Below are 11479 nucleotides of genomic sequence, written 5' to 3'. Positions count from 1 at the left end.
GGGCAGGCGCCGGCGCACGGCCGTGACGGCGTGCGCGACGCGCCCGAGCCAGCCCCCGCGACGAGCGGGCGGGGCGGCACGGCGAGGGAGCGGCTCCCCCACCCGCGCCGCACCAGCACGGCCAGCGCGACGGCGCCCACCACGAGCCCGAGGCTCGTGCCCGCCGCGAGCCAGCGCACCGTGGTCGCCGGGCCGGCGTCGCCCGAGAGGACGAGGATCGGGAGCACGGTGGTGCCGAGCCACGCCAGGGCGACCACGGCGCCGGCGGCCCGGGCCCGCCCGCGCACGTAGGAGGCCCGGCTCAGCACGCCGATGATCGACAGGGCCAGGATGCCGGGCGCGACGAGCGCGAGCGCGTCCGGGATGGCGGAGAGGGCGGCGGCTCCCGTGCCGGCGCCGCGCCCGGCGTCGAGCAGGGCGAAGAAGCCGCCCACGGGCCGGGCGACCGCGACGAGCAGCGCCGCCGCGGCGATCCCGGCGAGGAGGGTCGCGAGCCACGCGCGGCCCAGCACCGCGAGGGTGCCCACCCGGTCGGTCGCGGCGCTGCCGGCCAGCGTCGGGAAGGCGGCGGTGGCGAGCGGGACGGCCAGGACGGCATACGGCAGCAGCGAGACGGCCTGCACGTAGGTGTGCACGTTGAGCGTGCCCGGCCCGCCCCGGTCGTTCGCGAGGCGGATGACGACGAGCGTGGCCAGCTGCTGGCCCGCGACGGCGAGCAGCCCCGCCACGGCCAGGCGCCGCACCCGGGTCGCCACCCCGTGCGGGAACGACGTCGTGAGGCGCAGGCGCACCCCCGCCCGCCGCACCGGGCCCAGCAGGGGCAGCGCGAGGGCGACGACGCCGAGCGTCGTGCCGACGCCGAGGACCGTCGTCGCCGACGCCGGCAGCTGCGCGACGGCCGCCGTGGGGTCGGGCACGAGCGCGCCGTAGGCGAGGTAGGTGGCGATGACGACGAGGCTCGAGAGGAGGGGCACGAGCGCCGCGGCCACGAAGCGGTGGTGCGCCTGGAGCACACCCCCGAGCACGATGCCGACGCCGTAGAGCGGGATCTGCAGGGCGAAGACCCGCAGCAGGTCGGCGCCGAGCCCGACGGCGCCGGCGCAGTCGCGGGCCGCGCCGAGCAGGGCGCCGCCGATGGGCGTGGCGGCGAGGGCCACGACGACGGCCACGGGCACGAGCACGATCAGCACCCACGTCAGCAGGGCCGAGGCGGTGTGGTCGGCCTCCTCCCGGTCGCCGCGCGCGAGGGCTGCGGCGACGAGCGGCACCGCGACGGCGGCGAGCACGCCACCGGCGGCGATCTCGAAGAGCACGTTGGGCACGGCGTTGACCGACTGGTAGGTGCTGCCCACGCAGGTGGCCCCGACGGCGTGCGAGAAGACGAACCAGCGCCCGAAACCGACGACGCGCGCGACGAGGGTGATGACGGCGATGGTGCCGGCTGCGGCCAGGAGCCCGCGGCGCGGCCCGCCCCCGGCACCGACGGCGGGCCCGGTCATCGGCGCTCCCGGCCCCACTCGTCGAGGCGGCGCAGCGTCGGGTGCGACTCGATGACCCGGGTGAAGCTGACCCGCTCGGAGGCCAGCGTGAGGGCGACGAGCCCCGTCAGCGCCACGGCCCGACCCGCGAGGCCGGTGCGCTCGACCAGCGCCAGCCCGAGCAGCGCACCGGCGGCGTTGGCGCCGGTGTCGCCGAGCATCGCCGAGGCCACGAGGTCGTCGCGCACCACGCCGAGCGACGACCCGACCACGGCCGCCGCGGGCGTCGCGCTGACGAGCGGCAGGGCCGCGGCCACGGTGACCTTGAGCGCGCGACCGGGACGCAGGTCGAAGAGGTTGATCGCGTTGGCGGCGCCCGCGACGACCGCGCCGCCGACGAGGGTCGCCGCGAGCGAACGCGGCCCGGTCGTGCGGGCACCGGGTGTCGTTCGGGCGATGGGTGCCGTTCGGGCGGTGGATGCGGTTCGCACCGTGCGGGTGGTGCGCGCGTCGACGAGCGCGGCGCCGGCGAGGCCGGTCAGGCCCAGCCCGACGACCTTGAGCGCCCCGGTCGTCACCTCGCCCCGGGCCAGCGCGCCGAGGTGGCCCTTGAGACCCTTGTCGGCGACGCCGCCCGCCAGGTCGTCGAGCGCGCCGAGCGCGCCCGCCGCGAGCGCGACGACGGTGGTCGGCACGCCCCCGCCCCGCGCCCCGGGCACCGCACCACCCATGGCTCCGGCCACGGCGGCCCCGGTCACGGCGCCGGCGACGACGGCGGGGCCCTCGAGCAGGGTCACGGGCCGGCCGGCGTGGTTCGTGCGCCCCCAGGGGGCTCGCGCGGTCTCGGGCAGGCGCCGCGCCAGGCGCAGGGTCGCCGCGGAGGCGACGGCCCCGGCGACGGCCGCGGCGACCGCGACGACGGCCGGCCGGGAGGCAGGCACATGGCCGGGCACAGGGGCGGGCACGCCGGAGCCGGCCGGCGACCGGTGGTGGCTCCGCGTCACGGCAGCACCCGGGGCACCGTGGCGGTCGCCCCGGCCGAGATGCCGTAGTGCGCGACGCGCTCGTCGAGCACGCCCTCGAGGGCGAGCACGACGGTCGCGGGACCGGCACCGGCGCGCGCGTGGTCGACGGTCGCGACGAGCGCGGCGCTCTCGGACTTCTCCCGCACCGCCTGCACGGCGTTGGAGGTGACCGGCTGGCCGGCAGCGGCCAGGGTCTCGCCCCCGGCGACGACCGCACCGCGCGACGCCCCGGCGAGGGCCGTGACGAGCGCGCGCACCGTGTCGGAGCGGGCCCCCACGGCCGCCTCGGTGCCGGCGTAGTCGCCCGAGACGACGACGGCGAGGTCGGCGACGGTCAGCTCGGCGGCCGAGCTGTCGATCAGCCCGGCATCGGCCAGCGCCTTGACGGCGGCGGTGCGCTGGGTCGAGGTGCCGGAGGCCGTCGTCGACACGGTGAGCGCCGTCACGACCTCGACGAGCAGGTCGTCGCCGGTCGCGCTCGTGGAGAGCCCCAGCGCGGTCGCCGCCGACCGGGCGGCCTCCGCGCGGTCCGACGCCTGGCTCGCGTCGAACCAGTCGGGGCTCACGGTCACCGTGCTGGTCAGGGCTGCGCCGCTCTGGCGCACGACCTCCTCGAGGTTGGTCACCATCGTGCCGTCGGCCGACGGCAGCACGACGACGACGACGCGGTGCGAGGCGAGGCGACCGCCCACGACGCGCTGCTGCACGGCCTCGGCGTACTCGGCGGTCGCGTCGACGGTCTTCTCGCTCGTCGTCAGCTTGTCGTTGAGCGCCTGCTTCTCGGTGCGCAGGGCGGCCACCTGGTCGCCGAGCTGGTCGCCGAGGTTGGCCTGCAGCGGCCCCGCACCGAGCACGATGCCCACGGCGAGCGCGAGGAACACCGAGATGATCGAGACGAGGTGGTAGCGGAAGTCGATCACGAGAAGATCCCCACGACGGCGGTCCAGAGGTCGTCCCAGCGCGCGGCGAGCACCTGCAGCCACACCTGTCCCGCGGGCGTGGACGCGAGCGCCGCGACGAAGGCGAGCAGCCCGACGAGCAGCATCGTCGCGAGCAGGCGGCCCGGAATGCGCGCCCGGTAGAGCCGGCTGACACCCTTGGCGTCGACGAGCTTGCCACCCACCCGGAGGCGGGTGAGGAAGGTGGACGCCTGGCCGTCGCGCCCCTTGTCGAGGAACTCGACGAGCGTCACGTGGGTGCCGACCGCGACGATGAGCTCGGCGCCGGCGTCGTCGGCGAGCAGCATGGCGACGTCCTCGCTCGTGCCCGCCGCGGGGAACACGACGGGCGCCAGCCCGAGCGCCTCGACCCGGGCCAGCCCCGGAGCCCGCCCGTCGCGGTAGGCGTGCACGACGATCTCGGCGCCGCACGAGAGCGCCGCGTCCGACACCGAGTCCATGTCGCCGACGATGAGGTCGGGCCGGTGCCCGGCCTCGATGATGGCGTCGGCGCCCCCGTCGACGCCGATGAGCACGGGCCGGTACTCGCGGATGTAGGGCCGGAGGGTGTCGAGGTCCTCGCGGTAGTGGTAGCCGCGCACGACGATGAGGGCGTGCCGGCCGTCGAGCTCGGTCGTGATGGGCGGGATGCCGATCCCGTCGAGGAGCAGGTCGCGCTCCTTGCGGATGTACTCCATCGTGTTGGTCGCGAACGCCTCGATCTGCACGGCCAGTCCGGCTCGCGCCTCGTGCATCTGCTGCGCGACCAGCTCGGCGTCGAGCACCGTGCCCGTCGCGACGAGCTCGTCGCCGCACCACAGCCGCGCGCCGTCGAGGCGCACCGGCCGGCCGTCCTCGATCGTCAGCACGGCCGCACCGGCGGCGTCGAGCACGGGGATGCCGGCGTCGACGAGGATCTGCGGCCCGAGGTTCGGGTAGCGGCCGGTCGTCGAGGCGCTCGCGTTGACGACGGCGGCGGGCCGGGCGGTGACGAGCGCGTCGGCGCTGACCTTGTCGAGGTCGGCGTGGTCGATGACGGCGACGTCGCCCGCGTGGAGGCGCTTCGTCAGGTTCTTCGTGCGCCGGTCGACGCGCGCGGGGCCCACGACCCCCGGGCCACTGGGGCCGGGTTGGGCGGCGCGACGACGGATGGAGAGGGCCATGATGGCCTCAATCGTGCCACGCGCGGCCCCGACCGGCCGCACCGGCCACGCGGGCCGGACGGCCGGCATCGGGCGCGTGCCGGGCGGTCGGGAGCGGTCGCGCGCCGGGGTCAGGACCGGGCGCGCGCGCCGGAGCGGGCCCGGGCCGTGGCGGTCTGCTCGAGCAGGTCGCCCGCGTGCGCGAGACCCGCCTCGGAGTCGGGGTCGCCACCCATCATCCGGGAGAGCTCGCGCAGCCGGGTGGGACCGTCGACGACGGAGACGCTGCTCGAGGTGATGCGCCCGTCGTCGGACTTGTGCACGACGAGGTGCCGGTCGGCGAAGGCGGCCACCTGGGCGAGGTGCGTGACGACGATGACCTGCGCGTGCTCGGCGAGCGCGGCCAGCCGCGCGCCGACGTCGAGCGCCGCGCGCCCGCCGACGCCGGCGTCGACCTCGTCGAAGACGAACGTCGGCGGACCGCTGGCGCTCGCGGCGGAGTGGCTGCTCGAGCCGACCACCTCGAGCGCGAGCATGACGCGCGAGAGCTCACCACCGGACGCCGCGCGCGCCACGCTGCGGGGCGCCGCCCCGGCGTTCGCCGCCAGCAGGATCTCGACGTCGTCGATGCCGTGCCGGGCGAGGCGCACCCGCTCGCCGTCGGCCAGGGCCACCCCGTCGGGATCGGTGCGCCGTCGCAGGTCGACCTGCACGACGGCCGAGCCCATGGCCAGGTGCGAGAGCTCCTCGGACACGCGGGTGCCGAACTCGTCACCGGCGACGCGGCGTGCCTCCGACAGCGTGACGGCGGCCGCGACGGCGGCCTCCTCCAGCTCGCCGACCCGGGCACCGAGCCGCTCCACCCGGTCGTCGGCGGTGACGAGCTCGTCGAGGCGGGCCGCGGCGCGGCCCGACCAGGCGAGCACCTCGTCGACGCTCTCGCCGTACTTGCGGGTCAGGGCCCCGAGGGCCGCCCGCCGCTCCTGGACGAACTCGAGCCGCCCCGGGTCGAGGTCGACGTCGTCGAGGTAGGCCGTGAGGTCGGCCGAGAGGTCGGTGACGAGGGTGCTGACCTCGTGCAGGCGCGCGTCGAGCGCGGCGAGGGCCTCGTCGTGGTCGGTGGCCGGCGCCAGCGAGGCGCGCGCGGCGCCGAGCAGGTCGCGCACCGTGGGCCCGGCGTCCGGGCCGAACTCGTCGCCGCTCAGCCCGGCGAGCGCCTGCGACGCGGCGAGTCGCAGCGTGTCGGCGTGGGCGAGCCGGTCGTCCTCGGCGCGCAGGGCGACGTCCTCCCCCGGTTGGGGGTCGACCGCCTCGATCTCCTCGAGGGCCGCCGTCAGCGAGTCGATCTCCCGGGCCCGCTCGCGGGCCTCGGAGACGAGCCGCGCGTGCTCCCGGGCCGTGGCCCGCCACTCGTCGTGCAGCTGCGCCACCCGGTCGCGCAGCGCCGCCAGCTCGGGACCGGCGAAGTCGTCGAGGACCTCACGGTGCGCGTCGCCCTGCTTGAGGCGCCACTGGTCGGACTGGCCGTGCACGGCCACGAGGAGTCGTCCGAGCTCGGCCAGCACCGCCACGGGGGCCGTGCGGCCACCGACGTGCGCGCGAGAGCGCCCGGCCGCGGCGATGGTGCGGGCGATGACGAGCTCGCCGGCGTCGTGGTCGGCCCCCGCCTCCTCGGCCCGCGCGAGGGCCGGGTGCCCGTCGGGCAGCTGGACGACGCCCTCGACGAGGGCGCTGTCGGTGCCGGTGCGCACGAGACCCGTGTCGGCCCGCTCGCCGAGCAGCAGGCCCAGTCCCGAGACGACCATCGTCTTGCCCGCGCCGGTCTCACCCGTCAGGACGTTGAGCCCGGGGCTCAGCTCGAGCACGGCGTCGTCGATGACCCCGACGCCGCGGATCCTCATCTGGCTGAACACGGGCACCACCCTATGTCCGAGCTCCCACAGCGGCGACGACGCCGTACGGAGGACCGCCGCCTCAGGAGACGGTGCCCGCCGGCCCGTTGCCCCGCCAGCCCTCGACGGAGAGGTTGAACTTCGCGACGAGCCGGTCGGTGAACGGCGCGGTCGTCAGCCGGGCCAGTCGCAGCGGGCGGACGCCCTTGCGCACCTCGATGCGCGCGCCGGGCGGGAGGTCGACGTGCCGGCGCCCGTCGCACCACATGACGCCGCTGCCCTCGGTCGCGGCCTTGATCTCGACGGCGAGGTTGGAGTCGGGCCCGAGCACGAGGGGCCGCGCGAAGAGCGCGTGCGCGGCGCTCGGCACGAGGAGCATGGCCTCCACCTGGGGCCAGATGATCGGCCCTCCCGCGGAGAAGGCGTATGCCGTCGAACCCGTCGGCGTCGACACGATGACGCCGTCGCAGCCCCAGCTCGACAACGGTCGCCCGTCGACCTCGACGGTCACCTCGAGCATGCGCTCGCGCGACGCCTTCTCGACGCTGACCTCGTTGAGGGCCCAGCTGCTCGCGATGAGCTCACCGTGCAGCTTGGCGTCGACCTGCAGCGTCATGCGCTCCTCGACGGCGTAGGCGTCGTTGGCGATGTGCTCGACGGTCGCGTCGAGGTCGTCGCGCTCGGCCTCGGCGAGGAAGCCGACGTGGCCGAGGTTGACGCCGAGCAGCGGCACGTCGACGCTCCGGGCGAACTCCGCGCCGCGCAGGATGGTGCCGTCGCCGCCGAGGACGACCACGAGGTCGCAGCCGTCGGCCACCTGCTCCTCCGCCGAGGCGATGTGCACGCGTGAGCTGTCCGTGAGGTCGAGCGCCTCGGCCTCGTCGGCCTGCAGCGAGACGTCGATGCCGAGGTGGGTGAGCCGCTCGACGACGCCCTTGGCCACCGAGAGGGCCTCGGGGCGTCGGGGGTGGGCCACGAGCAGGATCCGGCGCGTCACGTCTCTCCCTCCAGGTCGATGGCCTCCAGCATGTCATCCGCGGCCGTCGGTTCCGCGCCGGGGACCGGACGGGGCGCGAGCCAGAAGAGGAACTCCCGGTTGCCGTCGCCCCCGGTGATCGGGCTGGCCGTCGCGCCGTGCAGGTGCAGCCCCTCGCCGCGCGCCACCGTGAGGACGTCGCGCAGCACCCGGGCGTGCTCGTGCCGCGACGTGACGACGCCACTGCGGCTGAGCCGCTCGCGCCCGACCTCGAACTGCGGCTTGACGAGCACGACGAGGTCGCCGTCGTCGGTGACGAGCGGGCGCATGGCCGGCAGGGCGATGGCGAGCGAGATGAAGCTGAGGTCGGAGACGACGAGGTCGAAGCGCCCACCGAGCGCTTGCGCGTCGACGTCGCGCACGTTCGTGCCGGGCAGGTCGCGCACCCGCTCGTCCCGGGCGATCGAGGCGACCAGCTGGTCGTGTCCGACGTCGAGCGCCGTCACGTGCGCGGCACCCCGTTCGAGCAGCACCTGGGTGAAGCCGCCGGTGCTGGCCCCGACGTCGAGGCAGCGGCGGCCCTCGACGGGGATCGGCCAGCGGTCGAGGGCGTGCAGCAGCTTGAGCGCCGCGCGCCCGACCCACCGGTCGGGCTCACGCGTGAGGGAGACGTCGTCGTCGGCGGTGACCGGCTGGGACGGCTTGCCGGCGGGACGGCCCCCGACGAGCACCGTGCCGGCCAGCACGAGGTCGCGAGCCTGCGTGCGCGACCGGGCGAGGCCGCGGGCGACGAGCTCGACGTCGAGTCGGCGCGTGGTCACGCCCCACCGAGGCCGCCGAGGCGGCCCTGCAGGCTGCGGTGGGCGTGCTCACCTGCCTCGATGCGCTCGGCGAAGGTGCCGGACTGCGCCTCGGCGAGCCGCATCGTGGCGTCGTTGACCGCCTCGTCGCCCGTCACCGGCGGCTCCGGGGCCGGCGTCGTGTCGACCGGTGCCCACGGGGACTCGGCCTCGGCAACAGAGCCCTCGGCGGGGGCGTCGGCATCGTCGTCGGCTTCGTCGTCGGCCTCGTCGTCGGCCTCGTCGTCGGCCTCGCCGCCGTCCTGGCCGTCGGCGCCGTCCGTGTCGTCCGTGTCGTCCAGGTCGTCCAGGTCGTCCGTCTCGTCGCTGACGTCGTCCATCGGGTCGAGCTCCTCGACCACCGCGAGGGGCGCCTCGGCGTCCCCGGTGCTCCCGGTGCTGCCGTCGTCGCGTCGGGCGTCGTTGTCGCCGAGCATGCCGTGCCTCCGTGCCGGTTCGTGGATCCTGCGGTCACGCTACCGGGTCGGCCCCGCGGTCAGCGGCCCGGTGCGGCGAGCAGCTCGTCGAGGACCGCCCCCACCCGCCGCCCGTCCGGCGCCGAACCGGTGCGACCGTGCGCCCCGGCCTCCTGCACGGCCTCCTGCACGCCGTCGAAGGCGGCGATGCCGGCGCGAACGGCCTCGACGGGCGACGCCCCCACCTCGTCGACGACGAGGTCACCGTCGTTGAGGCGGACGCGCGCGTCGCCGCACCGCCAGCCGCCCGCCTCGGCCGTCGCGACCGCATACGGCTCGAACAGCTGCGCGAGGGAGGCGACCACGTAGGTGGGGCGAAGGCGGCGCGCGAGCAGGTCGCTCGGTCGGTCGACACCCGTCAGCACCCACGCGGAGTCGATCCCGGTCGCCAGCGCGCCCGCGATGTCGGTGTCGAGCCGGTCACCCACGGCCAGCGTGCGCTCCTGGGCCGTCGAGAGGCGACGGAGGGCCAGGCGGTAGAGCGGGGGGTGCGGCTTGCCGACGACGTCGGGGCGGCGGCCGGCGGCTGTCGCGAGCAGGTCGACGTAGGCGCCGTTGCCGGGCGACTGACCCCACGGGAGCGGCAGCGTCGCGTCGTCGTTCGTGGCCACCCACGGCAGGTCCGAGGTGAGCAGCCGGGCCGCGGTCTCGAAGTCGCGCACGGTCAGGTCTCGGCCGAGGCCCTGCAGCACGGCCGCGACGTCGACCGCCACGTCGGCGGCGTCGTGCGGCGCGACGGGGTGCAGGCCGCCACGGGTCAGCGCCTCGGCCACGCCCGCGCCCCCGAGCGCCAGCACCGTCGACCCGGCCGGCACGAGCGCCGCGACGCGTTCGGCGCCGGCCTCGGCGCTCGTGACGACGTCGGCGGGCTCGGCCGGCGCCCCGAGCGACGCGAGGTGCGCGGCGACCTCAGCCGGCACCCGCGAGGCGTTGTTCGTCGCGTAGACGACGCGTGTGCCGTGGGCGACCATGCGCTGCAAGGCTTCCGGCGCACCCGGCACGGCGTCGTCACCGCGGTAGACGACACCGTCGAGGTCGCACACGACCCCGTCGTATGCCGTCAGCATCGCAGGCGTCTCAGCGCTCGTCGTCGGCGTCGCCGTCGACGGTGGTGTCGACGGCGCCGTCGAGCTCCTCGTCACCGAGTAGGTCGGTGACGTCCACACCGTCGAGCTCCTCGAGGCGCTCGGCCGCGTCGGTCGTCAGCTCGTGGTCGGCGTCGGCGGCCCGGGCGAACCACTCACGGGCTGCGCCGGTGTCACCGGCCGCGAGCCGGGCGTCGGCGTAGGCGTAAAAGAGCCGGGCCGCGGACGGCCGGTTCGGGTTGATGCGCTTGACCATGTCGCTGAGACCGGCGGCGGCCGCGTCGACCTGGCCCATGTCGCGGCGGATGCCCGACACGACGATCGCGAGCTCGACCCGGTCGTCGATGGCGAGGTTGGCCGCCTCGTCCGACTGCGCCAGCTCGAGGGCCTTGTCGTGGCGGCCGAGGGCGCGCTCGCAGTCGACCATGAGCGGCAGCAGGTGGTGCGAGCCCGACAAGCGTCGCACGGTGCGGAACTCCCCCAGCGCGCGTGCCCAGTCACCGAGCCGGTAGGCGACGAGGCCGAGGGCCTCACGGGCCGCCGGCACGCGACCGGCACGACGGACGGCGGTCTCCGCGTGCGCCAGGGCGGCCTCGGGCTCGACGTCGAGCAGCTCGGCGACCATGACGAGGTGCTGGGCCACACCTTCGGCGTTCTCCTTGCTCAAGGTGCGCAGCTGGTTCTTGACGCCCCGGTCGACCTCGTGACCCGTCACTCCCTCGCGGATCGCGGGCTCCGGCCGGCGCGGCGACTTCGGGGTGAGCCGGGGCCCACCACGCTGGTCGTCCTCGCGCGGCCGGCCGGCGCCACCACGGGGGCGGTCGTCCCGACGCGGGCCGCGGTCACCACGGTCGTCGAAGCGACGGGGTCCGCGGTCGTCCCGGTTGCCCGAGGGGCGACGGTCGTCGGAACGGTAGCCACCACGGTCGCCGCGGTTGCCCGAGGGGCGACGGTCGTCGGAACGGTAGCCACCACGGTCATCGCGGTTGCCCGAGGGGCGACGGTCGTCGGAACGGTAGCCACCACGGTCATCGCGGTTGCCCGAGGGGCGACGGTCGTCGGAACGGTAACCGCCACGGTCGTCACGATTGCCCGAGGGGCGACGGTCATCGGAGCGGTAACCGCCACGGTCGTCCCGGCTGCCCGAGGATCGGCGATCGTCGGAACGGTAGCCACCGCGGTCATCGCGGTTGCCCGAGGGGCGACGGTCGTCGGAGCGGTAGCCGCCGCGGTCGTCACGGCGCGGCGCACGGTCATCGGAACGGTAACCGCCCCGGTCGTCCCGTCGCGGACCCGACGAACGCGGCGCACCGGACCCACGGCCGGCACCTCCCCCGTGGCGCGGACCACGCGGACCGTCCTGACGGTCGCGTCGCTCGCCTCGGTCGTGCCTGCGGTCGTCGTCGCTCATGTTCGTCATCCTTCCGCGCCGACCAGGGTCGGCGCCACCTCTGTGAATCTGATCAGGGGACACCAATGCAGAGCGCCCCAGTCGGATCAATGAAGTTCCGTCTGAGGCGCTCTGACAAATTGTGTCCGGCTGCGTCCTACTCTCCCACACCGTCACCAGTGCAGTACCATCGGCGCTGAAGGGCTTAGCTTCCGGGTTCGGAATGGAGCCGGGCGTT

11 protein-coding genes and 1 rRNA gene are annotated in these 11479 nt (G+C 75.8%); 1 reads left to right on the top strand and 11 read right to left on the bottom strand.

Features of this window, described 5'->3' with window-relative positions:
- The 10 genes from ABT295_RS20950 to ABT295_RS20905 form a co-directional block, all read right to left on the bottom strand.
- A partial coding sequence (locus ABT295_RS20950) for a lipid II flippase MurJ (RefSeq protein WP_352396347.1) occupies positions 1 to 1499 on the bottom strand: 1499 nt, incomplete at its 3' end.
- The gene (locus ABT295_RS20945; protein ID WP_352396346.1) at positions 1496 to 2482 is read right to left on the bottom strand and encodes a hypothetical protein; all 987 of its coding nucleotides are present in this window, start codon (positions 2480 to 2482) and stop codon (positions 1496 to 1498) included. The genes ABT295_RS20950 and ABT295_RS20945, both read right to left, overlap by 4 nt.
- Entirely contained in the window at positions 2479 to 3423 is a 945-nt protein-coding gene (locus ABT295_RS20940) for a copper transporter (protein WP_352396345.1), read from the bottom strand. The genes ABT295_RS20945 and ABT295_RS20940 overlap by 4 nt, the downstream gene beginning before the upstream one ends.
- Entirely contained in the window at positions 3420 to 4604 is a 1185-nt protein-coding gene (steA, locus tag ABT295_RS20935; protein ID WP_352396344.1) for a putative cytokinetic ring protein SteA, read from the bottom strand. The genes ABT295_RS20940 and steA overlap by 4 nt, the downstream gene beginning before the upstream one ends.
- A gap of 110 nt (positions 4605 to 4714) precedes the next feature.
- Complete coding sequence (gene recN / locus ABT295_RS20930) at positions 4715 to 6496, bottom strand: DNA repair protein RecN (RefSeq protein ID WP_352396343.1); 1782 nt, start codon at positions 6494 to 6496, stop codon at positions 4715 to 4717.
- Between the two features lie 61 nt (positions 6497 to 6557).
- Positions 6558 to 7472 carry an NAD kinase gene (locus ABT295_RS20925; RefSeq protein ID WP_352396342.1) on the bottom strand — a complete coding sequence of 305 codons (915 nt, stop codon included), beginning with the start codon at positions 7470 to 7472 and terminating at the stop codon, positions 6558 to 6560.
- Positions 7469 to 8272 (bottom strand): TlyA family RNA methyltransferase, encoded by an 804-nt coding sequence (locus tag ABT295_RS20920; protein ID WP_352396341.1) that lies wholly within the window; start codon positions 8270 to 8272, stop codon positions 7469 to 7471. Before ABT295_RS20920 ends, ABT295_RS20925 begins: the two co-directional genes overlap by 4 nt.
- Positions 8269 to 8727, bottom strand: a complete 459-nt coding sequence (locus ABT295_RS20915) for a hypothetical protein (protein WP_352396340.1) — start codon at positions 8725 to 8727, stop codon at positions 8269 to 8271. Before ABT295_RS20915 ends, ABT295_RS20920 begins: the two co-directional genes overlap by 4 nt.
- A gap of 59 nt (positions 8728 to 8786) precedes the next feature.
- Entirely contained in the window at positions 8787 to 9833 is a 1047-nt protein-coding gene (locus ABT295_RS20910; protein WP_352396339.1) for an HAD-IIA family hydrolase, read from the bottom strand.
- 10 nt (positions 9834 to 9843) lie between these two features.
- Complete coding sequence (locus tag ABT295_RS20905) at positions 9844 to 10566, bottom strand: tetratricopeptide repeat protein (RefSeq protein ID WP_352396338.1); 723 nt, start codon at positions 10564 to 10566, stop codon at positions 9844 to 9846.
- Between ABT295_RS20905 and ABT295_RS20900 the strand changes: the two genes are divergently transcribed.
- On the top strand, positions 10555 to 11355 hold the full coding sequence (locus tag ABT295_RS20900; protein ID WP_352396337.1) for a hypothetical protein: 801 nt from the start codon (positions 10555 to 10557) through the stop codon (positions 11353 to 11355). The two genes, ABT295_RS20905 and ABT295_RS20900, sit on opposite strands and share 12 nt — an antisense overlap.
- A gap of 30 nt (positions 11356 to 11385) precedes the next feature.
- On the opposite strand, the gene rrf is transcribed toward ABT295_RS20900, so the two are convergent.
- Positions 11386 to 11479, bottom strand: a 5S ribosomal RNA gene (gene rrf, locus ABT295_RS20895); the annotation flags it as partial.

The sequence above is a fragment of the Terrabacter sp. NPDC000476 genome (assembly GCF_040300125.1).
Lineage (GTDB): Bacteria > Actinomycetota > Actinomycetes > Actinomycetales > Dermatophilaceae > Terrabacter.
The sequence above is the reverse complement of the archived record's forward strand: the minus strand, read 5'-3'. Positions and strand labels throughout refer to the sequence as shown.

What these genes read in the sequence shown, in the direction of transcription:
- ABT295_RS20915 (WP_352396340.1), bottom strand. Translation starts at nt 8,727, where the DNA reads ATGCTCGGCGACAACGACGCCCGACGCGACGACGGCAGCACCGGGAGC.
- steA (WP_352396344.1), bottom strand. Translation starts at nt 4,604, where the DNA reads ATGGCCCTCTCCATCCGTCGTCGCGCCGCCCAACCCGGCCCCAGTGGC.
- ABT295_RS20910 (WP_352396339.1), bottom strand. Translation starts at nt 9,833, where the DNA reads ATGCTGACGGCATACGACGGGGTCGTGTGCGACCTCGACGGTGTCGTC.